General features: G+C 63.7%; 15 protein-coding genes. 2 read left to right on the top strand and 13 right to left on the bottom strand.

What is annotated here, in order from left to right; genetic code table 11:
* Positions 1–41: 41 nt before the first annotated feature.
* Genes F562_RS0113965 through F562_RS19325 form a run of 5 tightly spaced genes read right to left on the bottom strand, consistent with a single transcriptional unit; the run spans position 42 to position 5457 of the window.
* On the bottom strand, positions 42–1535 hold the full coding sequence (locus tag F562_RS0113965) for a hypothetical protein (protein WP_018157590.1): 1494 nt from the start codon (positions 1533–1535) through the stop codon (positions 42–44).
* Positions 1532–2425 carry an SGNH/GDSL hydrolase family protein gene (locus F562_RS20330; RefSeq protein WP_018157589.1) on the bottom strand — a complete coding sequence of 298 codons (894 nt, stop codon included), beginning with the start codon at positions 2423–2425 and terminating at the stop codon, positions 1532–1534. The genes F562_RS0113965 and F562_RS20330 overlap by 4 nt, the downstream gene beginning before the upstream one ends.
* Positions 2425–3201, bottom strand: a complete 777-nt coding sequence (locus F562_RS0113955) for an ATP-binding cassette domain-containing protein (RefSeq protein WP_018157588.1) — start codon at positions 3199–3201, stop codon at positions 2425–2427. Before F562_RS0113955 ends, F562_RS20330 begins: the two co-directional genes overlap by 1 nt.
* Complete coding sequence (locus F562_RS0113950) at positions 3198–4307, bottom strand: ABC transporter permease (protein WP_018157587.1); 1110 nt, start codon at positions 4305–4307, stop codon at positions 3198–3200. Before F562_RS0113950 ends, F562_RS0113955 begins: the two co-directional genes overlap by 4 nt.
* Before the next feature lie 34 nt (positions 4308–4341).
* The gene (locus F562_RS19325) at positions 4342–5457 is read right to left on the bottom strand and encodes a substrate-binding domain-containing protein (protein ID WP_169333392.1); all 1116 of its coding nucleotides are present in this window, start codon (positions 5455–5457) and stop codon (positions 4342–4344) included.
* A 54-nt stretch (positions 5458–5511) separates the two neighbouring features.
* Between F562_RS19325 and F562_RS0113940 the strand changes: the two genes are divergently transcribed.
* Positions 5512–6672, top strand: coding sequence for an ROK family transcriptional regulator (locus F562_RS0113940; RefSeq protein WP_018157585.1), 1161 nt, complete (start codon positions 5512–5514; stop codon positions 6670–6672).
* 58 nt (positions 6673–6730) lie between these two features.
* Here the strand turns inward: F562_RS0113940 and F562_RS0113935 are convergent, their stop codons facing one another.
* Both F562_RS0113935 and F562_RS20325 read right to left on the bottom strand, forming a co-directional pair.
* Positions 6731–7252 carry a M23 family metallopeptidase gene (locus F562_RS0113935; RefSeq protein WP_281164110.1) on the bottom strand — a complete coding sequence of 174 codons (522 nt, stop codon included), beginning with the start codon at positions 7250–7252 and terminating at the stop codon, positions 6731–6733.
* Positions 7253–7359: 107 nt separating this feature from the next.
* The gene (locus tag F562_RS20325) at positions 7360–8064 is read right to left on the bottom strand and encodes a class I SAM-dependent methyltransferase (RefSeq protein ID WP_018157583.1); all 705 of its coding nucleotides are present in this window, start codon (positions 8062–8064) and stop codon (positions 7360–7362) included.
* Between the two features lie 79 nt (positions 8065–8143).
* Here F562_RS20325 and F562_RS0113925 point away from each other — a divergent pair, with 79 nt between their 5' ends.
* On the top strand, positions 8144–8605 hold the full coding sequence (locus F562_RS0113925) for a GNAT family N-acetyltransferase (RefSeq protein WP_211206460.1): 462 nt from the start codon (positions 8144–8146) through the stop codon (positions 8603–8605).
* A gap of 143 nt (positions 8606–8748) precedes the next feature.
* Here F562_RS0113925 and F562_RS19315 read toward each other — a convergent pair whose 3' ends face one another.
* The 6 genes from F562_RS19315 to F562_RS21075 all read right to left on the bottom strand — a co-directional run bounded on the left by F562_RS19315 (position 8749) and on the right by F562_RS21075 (position 17140).
* On the bottom strand, positions 8749–9516 hold the full coding sequence (locus tag F562_RS19315; RefSeq protein WP_018157581.1) for a uracil-DNA glycosylase: 768 nt from the start codon (positions 9514–9516) through the stop codon (positions 8749–8751).
* Between the two features lie 164 nt (positions 9517–9680).
* Positions 9681–9806 carry a hypothetical protein gene (locus F562_RS21315; RefSeq protein WP_018157580.1) on the bottom strand — a complete coding sequence of 42 codons (126 nt, stop codon included), beginning with the start codon at positions 9804–9806 and terminating at the stop codon, positions 9681–9683.
* Between the two features lie 154 nt (positions 9807–9960).
* A complete protein-coding gene (locus tag F562_RS0113910; protein ID WP_018157579.1) occupies positions 9961–10806 on the bottom strand; it encodes a hypothetical protein in 846 nt (281 codons plus the stop codon).
* A 133-nt stretch (positions 10807–10939) separates the two neighbouring features.
* Positions 10940–14845: a replicative DNA helicase gene (locus F562_RS0113905; protein WP_018157578.1), complete on the bottom strand. Its 3906-nt coding sequence runs from the start codon at positions 14843–14845 to the stop codon at positions 10940–10942.
* Between the two features lie 396 nt (positions 14846–15241).
* A complete protein-coding gene (locus tag F562_RS0113900; protein ID WP_018157577.1) occupies positions 15242–15922 on the bottom strand; it encodes a methyltransferase domain-containing protein in 681 nt (226 codons plus the stop codon).
* A gap of 45 nt (positions 15923–15967) precedes the next feature.
* On the bottom strand, positions 15968–17140 hold the full coding sequence (locus tag F562_RS21075; protein WP_018157576.1) for a peptidoglycan-binding protein: 1173 nt from the start codon (positions 17138–17140) through the stop codon (positions 15968–15970).
* Between the last annotated feature and the right edge of the window lie 59 nt (positions 17141–17199).

Below are 17199 nucleotides of genomic sequence, written 5' to 3'. Positions count from 1 at the left end.
GAGGGAGGGGGCGGCCAAGATGACCACCCCCTCGCCCGCGATTAGAACGCGTCGGCGGTGAGCGCGATCTTGCCGTTGGCGCCGAGCAGTCTCAGGAGCACGGCTCGTCCTGCAAGATCGGAGACCATCTCCTCACGGCCGTCATAGGTGTTCTCTCCGTTGGCGTAGGTGTGCCCGTCGCTGAAGCGTGCCTGCATGTTCAGCTGCTTGCCGAGATGCACGCCCGCCCAATAGGCGCCGCCCTTGGAGGTCATGTGGTCGAGGGTCTTCCCGTTGTAGGAGACGGTGGCTCCGATGAGATCCACGAGGGCGAAGTCCATCCGGCTCCCGAAGCCCCAGTCATTGGCCTGCGGATAGTAGATGTCGGAAGGGTCGCCCGCCTTCGTCGATGAATTGGCGTAGATGGTGCCGCCCGGTGCGTCGATCTGCTTGGGCAGAGTGGAATCGACCGCGTACTGCGCGGGAGCGGGCCCTGGGGTCCACTTCAGATCGGCGAGCGCCTTGTAGACCACCGGGAAGCCGCGTAGATCCGCGTACGGGGTGGCTTTCCCCGCAAGGCCCTGGTTGAGCACACCGTTAGCGGTGATGAAGGGATACAGCATGTAGGCAGGGTGGATGCGACTGTGGTTGACAGCAGTCCCGTCGTCGTAGACGTTGGTGCCCTTGAGCCACTGGCCGAGACTCTTGCCATTGACGACCGTGTCGCGCTTGGCTGCAGAGAGGTCTTCCGGGCGGGCATGGGCTGCGAGGTTCAGCTCGATCCGCTTGTCCATCCAGCGGTCGTGATTGGGGTGGTTGGGCATCATCCCGACGGCAAGCTCGAGGATGTTCGCATCCCACGCAAGTTCTTCGGACTTGGTGTCACCGGGATACAGGACTTTGCCGTCGACAGAGCGGTAGTACGGCGGCGTCCAGCCGATGAAGCGGTTGGCCTCGGATTCGACCATGTTCTTCACCTCCGTGCGCTGCTGGGCGGAGAGATAGTCCCAGAACATCCAGCCGGCGTTGCCTGCTTCGCTGGCCCAGAGGGCTGTCTGCCAGCCGAGCGACCCGCCCGCGCCTCCCGGAGGATTCTTCGTACCCCAACCTCCAGCATTCGAGTAATGCGTGTGGGCGAGGCTGGAGATGAGCCGGGTCGTGATCGCCTTCGCGGTGGCGGTCGACACCCCGGTCTGTTTCGGGTCGTAGATGCCGAGCCTGATGGACGTGGCGAGCCCCATCGCCTGCGCTGCCGGGGGTCGGATGTTCTTCTCGTTGGCGCCGCCGAAGTTCAGGTACGGGGAGGCATCCTGCGCGTCGTAATCCTTGACGGTGTTCCACCACGTGGTCACGGCGTACTTGTTCGAATTTCGAAGGATGCCCCGCGCCTGGACCGAAAGCGAGTCCTTCGGGATGGTCGACAACTCGTTGAAGTCGATGGGGACGACGTCCGAACCTGCTGCCTGAACCGGGGCGGCTACGCCGCCGAGAAACAGCGCTACGGCTGTGGCTCCTGCGGCGGTCAGAGCTCTCCTATTGCCTGTCGAGCGGGTCATGGCTTCCTTTCTTGCACCGCACCGTTGCGGTGAAAACTCGGTTGATCGAGCAATGCCAGCGCCCCGCGGGCTATGGACACCTGCCCCGCAAGGTTGGGATGCAGACCGTCGGACAGCAGGAATTGGCCAACCTCGGCAGAGGGTGCGAAAGCGTCTGAGGCGTCGAACGCGGCGGGGAACAGGTCGCGCACGAGCTGTGACTTACTCGCCAGGTCAGCGGCTCGCCACTGCGAGAACGCCAACCGACCACTGGGGTGCTGCTGAATACGCTCATCGATTCCGGGCGGGGGGGCCATCCACAATCCAGCTCTGGGCGAGACGCACGAGATCAGGCGATCGAGTTCGATGAGATTGAGTCGTGTCTGTTCATCGCTGATCGCCATGGGGCCATAACCCGAAGCGCCATCGACGTCCGCACTGAACCGACGGGCATCGTTGGTTCCGACAAGCACGACGACCGCATCTGGCTTCTGCGGCGCGACCGAGAACTGGAACCGGGCAATCAGATCCGCCGTCGTGTCTCCGGCTCTGCCCTGGTTGCATACGTTGACGTGCGGGCCTAGCGCCCCGGCGAGAATCTCGGCCCACGACTGGCGGTCAGCGGTAATGCTGTCCCCAAAGCACACAATGGTCTTGCCGCGCCAGAGAGTACGGACGCGATCGAGCACCTCTCCATCCAGCTCTGACTTGGCGCGGCGTACGCGCGCTTGGAAGATCGCCTGGTGGTATGCGTATTCAGTAGGTGTCACGCCCATGGCGCGAGCTCGCACATCAGCTGAGATCGATCCAACATTGCTGATCCCAGCAAGCAGTTGCTCGATGCGCTGGAACTGGATCGTGTAGGCACGGGATTCGGCTGAGTCGACCCATTCCGACAATGTCGCGGCCATCAGCTCTCCATGCGGTCGAACAGGTCGAGGCTTTCCTCGCCGCCCGCCATCAGGTCCAGGATCTGGTTACGCGTCATCTGGCCGCGGAGGAACTGGGCCGCCACTCGCCCCTGAATGAGCACGGAGAATCGGTCCCCCACCGCAATGGCATGGGTGGCGTTGTGGGTGATGAAGACCACGGCGATGCCGTCTTCTCGAGCTTTCTCGATCTGACGCAGCACCACGGTCGCCTCTTTGACACCCAGGGCTGAGGTGGGCTCGTCGAGGATGAGGACTTTCGCGCCGAAATAGCTCGCTCGCGCGATCGCCAGTGCCTGCCGTTCACCGCCCGACAGCGTTCCGACCAGCTGGTCGGCGTCCGTGACGCGGGTGATGCCCATCGCGCGGATCTGTTCGAGCGCGATGGTGTTCGCCTTCTTGGTGTCGAAGCGGCTAAACAGGCCCCGTCCGCGGGTGGGCTCAACCCCGAGGAAGAAGTTTTTCGCCACGCTCATCAGCGGGATCGCACCCGTGTCCTGGTGAACTGTTGCGATGCCGCGGCTCTGGGCCTCACGAGGCGAAGCTAGTCGCACCGACTCCCCGTCGAGGTGCATTGCACCGCTGGAGAGGGCGTGCACTCCGGACAGGAGCTTGATCAGAGTGGACTTGCCGGCACCGTTGTCTCCAAGGAGGCAGTGGACCTCGCCCGGGTAGAGGTCGATGTCGATTTCAGCCAGGGCGGTCACCCCTCCGAAGGTTCGACCGGCCTGGACCAGCGAGATGATGGGCGTGGTCATGAGGTCGCTGCCTTTCGCCGAACTGACCGGTTGGAAAGGGCGGCCTCCCGGATGTAGGAATTCGCCAGAACGGCGAGTACGAGCAGAACTCCGATGAAGGCGGGGGCCCAGTCGGTGTTCCAACCGGTGTAGAACAGGCCAATGCTGACGATGCCGTAGATGGCTGCGCCGAAACAGACGCCAAGGACTGAGCCGTACCCGCCCGTGAGCAACACTCCGCCGATCACCGCGACGATGGGGGCCTGGAACACGAATCCTTGCCCCGACACGGCGTTACCGGCGTTGTCCTGGGCCGCGGTGATGACGCCAAGGAGCGCGGCTGCGACGCCGCTGGTGACGAACAGCAGAAGCTTCACCCGAGCGGTGGGTACGCCTGCCCGGCGGGCTGAGTCTGCACTGCCGCCAGTCGCGTAGATCCAACTTCCGAACGGTTTTTTCCCAAGGATCCACGCAGCCACGACCGCGATCGCCATCCACCAGAAGATGGATGCGTTGAAGTCGCCCAGCTTCCCGGCGAAGATGCCGTGCGCTGGACCATCGAAGACCACCGAGACCGTGCTGGTGGAGGCAACGCGCCGCGCCAGCCCGAGGGCGATGCCGAGCAGAAAGAAGTTCGCTGCCAGGGTCACGATGAAGGAGGGCATGCCGGTCTTATTGACGAGAAGCCCATTGAGCAAGCCCACGGCACCTCCGAGCAGCAGCGCGAGGACGACGCTGACTCCGATGGGAAGCCCGAACTGGCCGGTGGAAATGGCGACGAGGATCCCTGAGGCGCCGACGGTCGAGCCGATCGAGAGGTCGAATTCTCCCGAGATCATGAGCAGCGCGATGGGGACGGCGACGATTCCGAGTTCGGCGGCGGTGTTGAGCCATCCCGCGGTGCCGGACGTGCTCAGAAAGCCGCCCCCTCCCGCGACAACGGCGAAGAACACGATCATCGCGATGGTGACCAGCGCCGAACCGAATTCAGGTCGCCGGACGATCCTGCCGGGGAGGCTGCGCTTCTGCCAGCGATCGTCGACGGCAGGAGTGGCTTTCGAGCCCGTGGGAGTCAGCGGGGCTGCGGCTTCCACCGCGGCCTGAGGTGGGTCGGATTGGGTTGTCATGGTGCTTCCTTTCAGTCTGGCTTTCTCGCCAGGATCAGCTCGCGCCGCGGATTCCGGGGTACTTGTCCCCGACCTCGAGCACGCGGTCCACATTGCTCTTGGTGATGACGAGCGGACCCGTGGAGATTTCGGCGGCGGGCCGGACGCCGTACTTCAAGTACTGGCTGGCGACGAGGAGGCCGTAGTACCCCTGAAGGAAGGGCTGCTGGTCAATGACGAAATCGAGAGAACCGTCCTTGACCGCCTGGAGATCGGCCTTCGACAGGTCGGTGGTGCCGACGCCGATGGAACTAGCTTTTGAGACCTGTTTGACAGCGGCGACGGCTGCGATCGCAGGGCCAGCGCCGAGGGTGAACACGTGATCGACTGACCGATCAGACTTCAACGCCCCCGCCACGACCTGTTGGATCTTGGAGTTGTTCTGCCCGTCTTCGCTGGACACCTGCAACATCTTGGCCGAGCCACCGGCCTTCTTGAACGCCTTGATGTAACCATCACAGCGGGCTTCGGTTGTGGGGTTGCCCTGCACCTGGTTGACGCACAATCCGCGCTTGGCATCCTTCTTGAGCGCCTGCTTTGCAGCAGCGGCGCCCATCGCTTGCGGGTCTTCCCCCACGAAACCGATGGCGCCGAGCTTGCGCCAGGAGTCTCGGCCGGAGTTCGTGACGACAACGGCGATGCCCTGGTCGGTTGCCTTCTTGATGAGCGGGCTCAGCGTGTCCGGGAAGTAGTTGCCGATGACGATGGCCTTCGGCTTGCGTCCGATGGCCGCCTCGGTGAGCTTCTTGTATACCGACACGATGTCGGTGAAGTCCTTGCCTGCGACGTATTCGTAGTTCAACCCGAGGTCCTCTGCAGCTGCGTCGGCACCCGTCTTCGACGCACCGAAGAACGGATCGCTGAGCGGTCCGGAGATCGCCAGAATCAGACCGGGGTCACCGCCTTTCGACTTGCCCGACGCGCCGCTGCCGCCGCCGTTGCCGCTACACCCGGACAGCGCGAGCGCCGCCGTCGCGGTGACCACAACAGCCGTGCGTTTCATTGAGTACTTCACTTCGTCCTCCTCGACGACCGCATCTACGACTAGCTGCTCATGCTGGGTGCGGATGTGGGAACAGTAGGGCGGTGTATTTTGTTCGTCAACGGTCAAAATACAAACGCTAGACGGATTTTTTATGACTCACTGAGCAGATATTGTGCGGGCATGGAATCTGTCGCAGCCGTTCGCGAGCCCCAACTGAGGCGGCTCGTCGATGTCCTCGCCCAATTCGGGCCGCTCACGCGCGATGAGCTCATGAAGGAGACCGGCTGGGCGAGGTCCACCGTGTCCCGGGTGACGGGACACTTGCTGACTTCACAGTTGTTGGTGGAACGCGATCCGACGTCGAGTGGTGAGAGGGGTCGCCCTGCGACGCGACTCGCGCTCAATCCGGATTTCGGCGTGGGCGTTGGCCTCGACTTCGGTGCGCGCCACGTGCGGGGCGTCATTGCCGATGCCACGCACGAAATCGCCGCGCGTGCTGAGGTGTCCTTGACCGAGGATTACACCCCAGCAGCAGCGGCCGCCGCGACAAAGCGCGTTCTCCAACAACTGCTCGATGAGGCAGGATCCGACAGGTCCGCGATCGTCGGGGTCACCGCTGCGGTGCCGACGCCAGTTGACCGGCAGTCAGGATCGGCCTCTGCTGGCAGCCTGCTCCCTGCATGGAGCGGTATCAACGTTCGCCAACACTTGACCGATGCAACCGGCTTTCCGGTTCTCATCGACAACGACTCGAAGCTCGCCGCCTATGGCGAACTTCGCTGGGGCGCGGGACGAGAGATCCGAGACTTCTTGTACTTCAAGCTCCATTCCGGGGTGGGCGGAGCCGTCGTCACGGACGGTCGCCTGACGCACGGCTCCACCGGAGCGGCCGGACACCTCGGGCACCTCAGCGTCGACCCGAACGGGCCGCTCTGCCGGTGCGGTGGCCGAGGGTGCCTGGAAACACTGGCGGGAGTGCCCGCAATCTTGGACTCGATCGCTCAGGCTCACGGCGAGGTGTCGCTGCGGCAGGCGCTCGTACTGCTGAATGACGGCGATCCCGCTGTCCTTACCGTCATTACCGAAGCGAGCCGCTGGGTCGGACGCGCCGCCGGGATACTCGCAAATGTTCTGAATCCGTCAGCGATCATCCTCGGCGGCGCGATGTCCGCGGCGTACGACTACATCGAGCCACCCCTGTCCTTGGCTCTGTCGGCCAACACCCTGCCCATCAATCGCGACACGAGGGTTCTGCCCGGCGCGTTGGGCCGAGACGCGTCGGCCCTCGGAGCGCTCGCGACATCACTGAAGCACGGGCTCGGCCGGCGGCTGACGCAATAGCACGGTCAGCGCGACTCATTGGTCGCACTGACCGTGCCGGGGCTGATTCATCGTGGGGTCAGGGCCACAGGTTGGGGTTCTTGTCCGTGCCGTAGCCGCCATAGCGGGGGCGGCGCTCTAGGTGCAGGTGCGGGCCGGTGGTGTTGCCGGTGTTGCCCGAGTAGCCGATCAACTGACCGGTCTTCACCTTGGCACCATCCTTCACCGATGCCTTCGACAGGTGGCAGTAGCCCCAGTCGGATCCATCCACGTTGTCGTTGATCAGGACCATGGTGCCGTACGCGGCGCCCCACGCTGCCCGGCCAGTCCGGACATCGCCAGCGATGGTGGCGTAGACGGGAGTGCCGACTGGGCAGGCGATATCGACACCGGTGTGATAGCCAGCGGCCCAACTGCCGGGCTTCTTGTACGCCGCCGAGATCGGGTGCTTGTTGTGATCTTTGACGGGCCGCACGTAGGACGCGGCGAGGGCTTCGTCGGCCGAAATGATGCCGCCGAGGGCGATGCCAGCGGTTGTTACGCCAGTGGCCAGGACCATGCGACGGCTTGGGTTGAATGAGGATTCGTGGTCAGTGCACAAAGCTCTGCTCTCCTTGGATTAGCCGATCTGTCGTTACTCAGCCATCGTCTGGGAGGGCGCTACATCATCACTACATTCTCGCCACACCGCCGTGGAAGGTCGCTTGTTCAGTGCGCGACAAACACCGCGCCACTGCCAGTGAAGGTTCGAGTGCCGTCATAGGCGGGCAGCTGATCGGCCCGTTCGGGCGCGAACGTCGCGATGTACGCGCAGGCGGTTGCGTGATCGGCGATCCCCTCACCCGTGGTCTTCGTCAGGTCGACATGATCGAAATGCCGGCGCAGCGCTTGGCTGCCATTTTCGGTCATGAACTGTGTCTCAAGTGGCGCGAGGCCGACCTCCCGGCGCAGGTCGGCGGTGTGATCGCGCCCGTTAGTCACAGCCACGAAGACGCCGCCTGGCTTGAGAACACGTCGCACCTCAGTCAGAGTCCGATGCAGGTTTGGCACGTGATAGAGCATCCACATCGCGACGACGGCGTCGAATTGGCCTGTCTCGTATGGCAATTCGTCAGCGTTCACGACCTGCGCGGCAACGCCACGACGCGTGGTCGCTTCGACCATGGCCTCCGACTGGTCAGTCGCGAGCACGTCCGCTGCGAGTTCATCCCTCATGCGCTGCGCGAATTCACCACGGCCGCAGCCGATCTCAAGGACTGAGTCGACCTTAGCCGCCTTGAGCGCCGCGATGGCCAGGTCCTGTGGCGACTCACCGGGAGGGCTCGGCGCCCAAAGACGTGACCGCGTCTGTAGCCGCCCCTCGCTGCTGTATTGGTGATCCACTTCTTGGCGGTCGGTGAGTTCGCTGGTCATAGACGCAACCCTACGACCCGACCATCCCGGGCAACCCAGCGTCGGTCGCCTGCTCGGCCCCTCCAGCACAATGGCAAGCATGATCGAGATTCGACCAGCACGCACCGCAGATGCTGAGCACATGGCTGAGATACAGAACGCGATCTTCCGCGCAGGCTTGCGCGCTAGCTCGGTCGATGTCGCGCAGGTCCGGGAACGCTATTTAGACCTGAAGCACCGGGTGGCGTGCACCGTCGCAGAGCAGGAGGGCACGGTTGTTGGATTTCAGTCGCTCAATCGGGCGTGGCCCGGCAATCCGTACGACGTGGCCGAGGGGTGGGGAATCATCGGGACGCACATCCACCCTGACGCAGGTCGAAGCGGACTAGGCCGTCGCCTCTTCGCTTCGTCGCTGGCGGCGGCACAAGCCGCCGGGCTGAGGCATATCGACGCCACCATCGGCGCCGACAACTCCGCTGCCTTGGCCTACTACTCCGCCATGGGCTTCACGCCCTACCGAGATGGCAAGGACGCCATCCCGCACCGCTTCGACGTGCCCTAGGCGCTCGTCGTCCGAGGTCTCACAGGCGCCCGAGACTTGAACCAAATCACCATTTGTCTAGGGCGCTACACGCGGTCCTTATGCACAGATCGGCAGGGTTACGGAGCGTGTAAACGTCGGGAAGGCGCCGTTCCTTCTGCAGATCACCCCGAGATCGACGGATAGTCATGAGTGACTCCGGTCGTGTTTCGGACAGCCCACCCAACCTTGCTCTCCCCCCGACTGACCATCCACTCATCAACAGCAGCGAACGGTTCCGATCCTCGGAAGGGTCGTTCGCTTCCTGATGGCCGGGTGACCGACATCCCTGAGGGGTGGCTGTTCGCGAAGATCTTTACGTCGGAGCCGAGGTGCTCACGCATCCTGTGAGCGGGGACTCCCCACAGGAGGGCCGCGATGGGCCGAGTCGCGGCTTCACGGGCAATCGCCCGGCACGTCGCCACGGCCAATGGCCGCCACCATCCAACGTGTCGCTTTGGACGCGCATCCTGGCCCACGGGACGCGTCAGAGCACGATTCAGAAGCATGACGCCTCGGTTGACCCAGTCGGATAGGTCACCGTCTGCGGGCCAACTGGTCCGCGGACCGTAGAGCTCGCGGTAGATGTTCTGAAGCGATCCGGGGATCGGCCCGCCACTACCGGTCGAAAAACTCAGACCGACTGCGTGCTCCGCATTGGGGTAAGGGTCCTGTCCCAAAATCAGCACTCTAACCCGCGAGAGTGGAAGCTCGAACGCCCTCCACATGCACTTTGAGGCGGGCAGGAGCGGCGCCGTGAACTCAACCTTCGCGAGCACGTCTTTGAGCTTCTCATCGATTTCAGGATCTGCCGCTCGAAGGGCGGGGGGCCAGTCCCCCGCGATGGCTCCGCTACTGACTAAATCATCCAGTACATCGGGGTAGGACGTCATCCAGTGACCTTAGACGGCCACCGCTATCCGAGACCGTTTCCTCAAGGGCTTCATAGCTCGCCGGCACGAGGAACAACTTGTCATCGCAGCCGCTCCTTATCGCCAGCGTCTTCGGGGCTTTCCTTGAGGGTGACCCTGTAGTCGTCCGATAGGTGCTTGGCAAATCAATGAACGAGTGCGGGTTCGGCTTGGCCCAGGTCCGACACATACTCCACGGACAGCAGGGTGCCGACGTGGTCCTTGTCTTGACGCGCACACATCGAGGCCTTGAGCTCGTCAGCATGCCTCACAGCAGGGCGTATAAGTCAGATCGCTTGAGCGCCACGTGTCGAGATGCACGTAGGACTGCACGCGACACGGGTCCTAGATTGCATAGATGGGCACCGGCTGTGTTCGTGTGCAAAGTAGGCGGTGACCCGAGTCCCGTCATCGAGAGCGATGTAGTCACGCCTCTATGGATGCCGCGGCCCCGTCCAACGGGAAGGCGGCCCAAACCGGCGCCGGCGGGCGCAACCTGGAACTACTACCAACTGTGACGGTGTCGACCACCGCGTGCGTGACGGCATGCAGCCACGGCATCACATCCAGTAGCGGCGCCATCTTCCCCTTGACGATCAGGATCGGCGTGTAACCAATCGGGAGGATCCCCTTCAGACCTCTGACGTCACCACTGGCAGCCAGACTGATGTGCAGCTTCACGTCGGCCGCCTCCCAGTCGACCTCATCAACAAGCTCTACTGGCCAGGGCTCGATGTTGTCTAGAGCGGGCTCGATGGGGAGCACCATCAGCGGTGTGAGTTCATAGTGCTTGTCTCGAACGGCCAGCTGGTTGAGCAGAACCAAGCCATCAACCAAATCACCGCTTGCCCTACACGGTTGAAGACCCTCGATCCGACTAAGAAGCGACGTGGGCATTGGCCGTAGACAACGCCGAGCGTTGCGCCACTGCTCTCCTGTGTCGGCGATGGGGAACTGCACTTTCCTTGGGTCCGTGGGTTGCTGACCTTCCAAGCGACACAACTGCTGGACGAGGTGGTCCAGTCCGGACCTCAGATCGTGGACCGCATGTCCAAACTTCGTCGACCACTCGAAGGGCAACGCGTCGCTGGGTCGCTGGGTGACGACCTCGAGCACGCTGCCGTCGTGTGGCGAAATCCGCACCGCCGCACGCGAAGTGTGGTCGGAGCACCACGCCGTAAGGTGCTCATGCACTTCCGCGAACGAACGCGCAGCACTGGCCAGACGCACTGGCACCTGGCTGTCGAACTCCACCTCAACCGATTTTCCCATCCACCAAGTCTCGCGCAGTACGACCGGGTGCGGTCAGATTCGGGCCTAGGAACGACGGGTGTCGAGGAAATGGCCCGAAGATTGAACACATCCCCTGTTTGTCCAATCTTCGCTACATCTCGACAACACGGGTCTAGAAACTCTGCGCCATGTTGGTAAACCGGCTGTAGTGCCCTTGGAAGGCCACCACGATCGTGTCGGTGGGACCATTACGGTGCTTGGCTACAATCAAGTCCGCCTCGCCGGCCCGCTCAGACTCCCGGTCGAAGGCATCCTCACGGTGCAGCAGGATCACCATGTCGGCGTCCTGCTCGATGCTGTTGTGCGCGGCGATTCCGTTCGCGACAAAGTTGTGCGAGCCGAGGACGGTCGCGTCGAAGACCTCCTCGACACCGTCGGCGGATATGTCGACAACCTCGTCCCAAAACACATCGTTGACTGCCTGCAACTCGAGCTCAGCACTGTCGAGCACCTGCGCCACCCGCCCGAGTCGTTCCCGGGACGGGGAGTGCTTCCACATCGTCGACCCGCAGAACTGCGTGCCCATGGCGACGGCAAACTCGCGGTGAGTCATGCCCTTTTCGGCAAGGACGCCCTTGACCGTGCTCCACACTCGGTCAGGCACGGTGTCGGTGTTGGGGTTGCTCTTCGTCACCCGCACGATCTCAAGAAGGCGCGAGGCGTTGGCGTCACGCGCTCCGAACACGCCGATCTCCTGCAGGAATCGTCGCTGACTGTCGGCACCACTGATGTCGATCGTGTAGCCGTCGCGATAGCCGGCCTTGCGCGTCACCCTTGTGCGCGTCGAGATTCCGAAGCGCAGGAGCAGTTGCGACAAATCATCGACCAAGCGTCGCGACGTCGAGGCGTAATAGATCCGACCCCCAGTCCCAGCCTTGTTGACCGTCACCGAACCATCAGTTGCCCAGATGTGCTTGAGAAAGAGCGCGATCTGCCGCTTCGAGGCGTGAAACATCGGTTCAGGCACGAACTTCTCGTGGCTGCGCCGACCGAACAGCCCCAGCTCATCGAGCCATGCTGCGATCGGGTTGCGCTTGCCGTGTCCGAGCGCGTACGGGGCTCGAAGCCGCAGCGTGGACACCCGAGCTGCGGCGTAGTCGTCTCGCACCGCCTTCACGCCAAAGCCAACAAGCGCCGCCTTGGTGACCGCGGTGAGGTTCTTTTCGTCGATGCTTGCGTAACGAATCGGCTGCTTCCGAACGAACGACCCGTCACCGATCATGTGGGCCAGGAGCACGATCCGCTCGTCGTCCTCCCACTGGTCATGGCGTTCCGGAGCGGGTATGTGGCGTGGCACCGCGATGCGACTACCCGTCCGCAGATCGCCGAGATGTTCCCACCCGTCGTAGGTCAGGAAGCGGTGGTTCTCGGTCGCTCGCACCGTCTTGCCCGAGGCCAGCGTCATCCGGAACACCGGACGGACCCCGGTTGAAAAAGCGTGCGTGAGCGGACGGGCGACATAGCGCAACGAGTCGTCGAGTGCCCACACCGGGACGTCCTTCTCACCGGACGCGGCGAGCTCGCCGATCGTGACCTCGGCACCGGTGTCAGCCCGCAGCAGGCGCGTGTCAGCGGTGAGGCAACCCGATTCGCGCAGGTCACTCATCTGCGGCTTCTTGTCGGTGCGCTGCTCGGGACCACGGTTCAACTGGCTGATCGCGATCACCGGGACCTCGATCTCCTTAGCGAGCAGCTTCAGCGCGCGGGAGAACTCTGATACCTCCTGCTGGCGCGATTCCACCCTCTTGCCGGATGACATCAGCTGCAGATAGTCGATGACCACCAGTTTGAGGTTGTTGGTCTGCTTTAGCCGCCGGCACTTCGCGCGGATCTCCATGAGCGACATGTTGGGCGAATCGTCGATGAACAGCGGCGCCTCGGACACTCGGCCCATCGTCGTGGCGAGTTTGGTCCAGTCCTCGTCACGCATCGTGCCTTTTCGCATGTGCTGCAACTGAATTCCCGCCTCAGCGGACAGCAGACGCATAGTGATCTCGGACTTGCTCATCTCCAGGCTGAAGATGACCGACGCCTGATCGTTCTTGATCGACGCGGCCCGGGCGATATCTAGACCCAGCGTCGAGTTGTGGGTCGGGATCATCGACCGCGACGCGAGGTAGAGGTGACTGTCGTTGTCGACCTCGACACAGCGCACCGGCACCGACTCAACTGGACGGACATCAACGATGAACTGGGAGTTCCGGCGCTGGAACCGCCGCGACCTCCTGTCCTTATGCAGGAGGTTCTTCCGATCGAGCCAGAAAACGTCCTCATCGCTGGAGAAGGTGAGCGTATGGGCCGTGGAGGACTCCACGCTCCGGCCCTTCACCGGCTTCGTGAACCGGCCGCACCGGTAGCCCAGACTGGTGATCAGTTCGTGGACGTCAGTCGCGAGCCGCCGTGAGGTCGTTGTGAATTGCACACACCCCTCACGAGTCACCGTGCCATCGGTGTCGAGAAGGCCGGCCAGGATTTCGCGGCGCTGGCGTTCGGACGCTCTGAGGTAGTCCGCGGGGATGTGCTTGTCACCCAACACCCCGATCGTGCGAAGGCACGCTTGCACCGTGCCGTGACGAGCATGGCAAGCGCCACACCGACGCATGCCCGAGGATGCGCGACCGCAATCGGGGCAACGTGGGTCGCTCGACCGCGCCGAGACCGTATTGGCCCGGCCCCCACAGGACCGGCCGCAGGTCTTGATCTGCGACGTGTGCGGCACGAACGCCACCCCGCAGACCACGCACTCACGCTCCGCAACCTCATCAACAGGGAACCGCATCGAGTAGCGCATCGTCGCGACCTGCGGCGTCACCACGAGACCCTGAGATTCCAGGAGCATGATCATCTGGTCGTCGGCTGTCGTGATCTGAGCTGATGCCGACGTGCCGTCACCCAGCCAGGCACCGAGAACATACGGGGGCACCAAGAGGTCGCGCTCTGAGCCGATGAACGGCTCAGCGAGTCGCACCGAATGGTTGAGGCGACGCTCGGCGGCCGTGGTCCGCAAAGTCTCGCGAATCTCCCGAGTGGTGCGGACTGCCGGAAGGGACCGCTGGTTCTTCATCCGGTTGCGTCCGTCCCTGGCGGCCTGCTCCGAACGGCGGCTCGCACGGTTGTCCGTCAACCACTGGTGCTCCTCATCCGCCACGATCACCGTGCCGTCGGAGAACTCCACCTCGAAGCACGGTCGCGCGCGCATAACTTCGGTGGCCGCGACGACCCGGGTTGGCAGCCCGTCAGCGCCGATGAGCTCGTCTCCGACTTCGACCTCGCCCATGGTGGTCCAGCCGTCGGGAGTCGGCAGCGGCGTGTCGAGAGCGAGCGCCTTGCCCATAGCTGGCCTAGCTGCCAGCACGATCATCTGACCCGCGTGCAAGCCATTGGTGAGCTGGTCCAGATCGTTGAAGCCGGTGGGCACGCCGGTCAATTCACCGGACGTCGAGGAGGCTGCCTCGATCTCGTCGGCAGCTTGCTCGATGACGTCACCGAGGCGGACGTAGTCCTCACTGCCCTGCCGGTCTGCCACCTGGTAGACCTCGGCCTGCGCGGCGTTGACCAGGTCCTCGACATCGCCGCCGCCGGTGGCATAGCCCATCTGGACGATGCGCGTCCCGGCGTCGACCAGGCGGCGCAGCACGGCGCGCTCGGCGACGATCTGTGCGTAGTAGCCGGCGTTCGCTGCGGTCGGTACGCCCTGGATCAGCTGGTGGAGATAGGCCTGCCCACCCGCGCGGCTGAGGTTGCCGCGCTTGGAGAGTTCATCGGCCACGGTGATCGCGTCGGCCGGCTCGCCACGACCGTAGAGGTCAATGACCGCGTCCCAGATGAGTTCGTGCGCGGGACGGTAGAAATCGGTGCCCCGCACTGCCTCGACACAGTCGGCAATGGCGTCTTTAGAGAGCAACATGCCACCGAGCACCGACTGCTCAGCGCTGACGTCCTGCGGGGGTACGCGCTCCTCCGAGGGCGGCTCACCTTGCGGCGGGCCGTACGCGTTCTCCAGCTCCGCAATCGACACCAGCGTCAGCCTCCTCGTCACATCACACGGGAATCACCCGCCCCACTGATTACTGCCCCGATCACACCACCGACCACTGACAGTGCATCGGGACTTCACGGACGGTAGGCGCCCTGAGGGCGACACGCCCAACGCCTCGAGCCCCCACCCCCATTGGTCTGTGGATAACCCTGTGGACAACATGCGGACAACCCCGCGCGTCGCTGTGGACGACCAGTGGACAACCATGTGGATAACGTGCGCCGACCGCCGCGTCCAGGCCTCTGACCTGCAACAACGTGATCCACACCCTGTGCACAAAAGAAAGTTTGAGCCATCTGGACACGGGTTTGACAAGTGCCCGAATTACCCACAGGCCACGTTCGTCACACGCACCCCGCGTGCCCTCCACCTGGCCTAGACCGCTTCGGTGGCGCCACTCGGTGACGCCGATTCACCGCTTCGCCGCAACACCGTCACGACGTAATCGGTACCGGCCACATAGGGCAGCAGGTCGTAGGACGCGAAGCGCTGCTCGAGGTCCAAACCGGCGGCTCGCGCATCGGCAACAAAGTCATCCGGGTGATAGGTCCGAGAGTTCGCTGGCCACGCGTTCGTATGAAATCCGACCAGGATCCGACCGCCGGGCACCAGCAACGCGCGCAACCGGCGCAGCACCAACTGCTCGGTCCCGTCCGCGAGGAGGATCATCACATTGCCCACGACCACGATCAGGTCGTACGCCGTCGGGAAGCCACGCTCGTGCAGCACCTCCGGCGCCAGGTGATCAAGACGCGCCTGAACCACCGGCAACTCCGGATAGGTCGACCTCGATTGCGCGACCAACTCTTCATCAAGGTCGACCCCGATGACCCGATGACCCCTGCGCTGCAGTGCGGCACCGACTCGGCCCATGCCCGAACCTGCATCGAGGATGGTCGCGGCCCGCGGCGCCAGGGCATCAGCGAGTCGGGCCTCGCCTTCTACGTCCTTGCCGGCCCGAATGAGGCCAGCAAACTTCTCACCGTAACCCCGCCTGCCGACACCGGCTTGCTCCCAACGGGTCGGGCGGATCGCGGCAGATGAGTCATCAGGCATGCCAGAAGCCTACGGATCAGCATCCGTAGGCTCCTGGTGGTCTAGTCAGCCGTTCTGGCTGGTCGCCATCACACCGCTGGGGTAGGAGGTCCCGCGCTCGACCGAGTTGGGCACCTCGACCGACACATAACCGCTGCAGGTCACCAAGCCCCAGTGCAGGTGCGGGCCGGTGGAATTACCCGTCGATCCGGCTGAGCCGACGCGCTGACCCTGCGTGACGTTCTGCCCCTGACCCACACTGATCTTGCTCAGGTGGTTGTACTGCATGCAGTAGCCCGAGGAGTCTTTGACCATGACCGAGTTACCGCCACCGTAGGCATCCCAACTGGCCTTGTAGACCGAGCCGCTGCGCGAAGCGACCACGCTGGACCCCGTGCTCATGCCAAAGTCCACGGCGTACTTGCTGTACTTGTCCTTGTGGCTGAACGATCCCATCGGGCCCTGGGTGATCTTGTGGGAGGCTCCCGCCGGGAACGGCAACTTGTATTGGGCGCCAGAACTGCTGGGCGGTGTGCCCGTGTCGCCGCCAGCGCCACCACCACCGCCGCTGCCGCACGGGAAGCCGCCCAAGGCAGACCAAGTACGGGGCCCGACGATGCCGTCCGCGCTGAGGCCCTTGGCCTTCTGGTATTTCTTCACCGCCGACAACGTCGCGGGCCCGAAGCTACCGTCAGCCGTCGCCTTGATCCGCTTCTGCATGGTCGTGACCAAGGAGCCCTTGGCGCCATAGCGCAGGACGTTCACTGAGCACTCATTGGGCGCGGAGGCATTGCCGGGCTTGGCCCCTGTGGTCGTGCCAGGGAAGCCGCCGAGCGCCTTCCAGGTGTTCGGGCCGACCACGCCGTCCACGCTAAGACCCTTGGACTTCTGGTAGCCCTTCACCTTGGTCAGGGTTGCCGGACCAAAACTGCCGTCCTGGGAGATCTTGAGGCGGCTCTGCAAGGTCTTGACGAGCGAACCCTTAGCGCCGTACTTCAGCACGGTGACCTTGCTGGCTGCCGCCGTCTTGACGTATGTCTGCGCAGCTGCCGGTGCCGAGGCCGCCTGCGGAACGAACGCGTCCGCTGCACCCGCCAAGGCAATCCCGCCCACAGTCGTCGGGACGGACAGCGCCGCACCGGTCGCGAGCGCGGTGCCACGGCGGCTGGTCACCACGGGGACGGCGCGAGCGACCAAACTTGGTTGCTGTTTCAGATGGCGAGGTGCCGGGCGGCTCATGAGCGTTCCTTCTCTTCGTACGTCGTGTTCGGGTGCATTGGCACAGGTGGCGAGACGAT

It is taken from the genome of Demetria terragena DSM 11295, from assembly GCF_000376825.1.
Classification (GTDB): Bacteria; Actinomycetota; Actinomycetes; order Actinomycetales; family Dermatophilaceae; genus Demetria; species Demetria terragena.
This window is presented reverse-complemented; position numbering and strand designations above follow the sequence as displayed.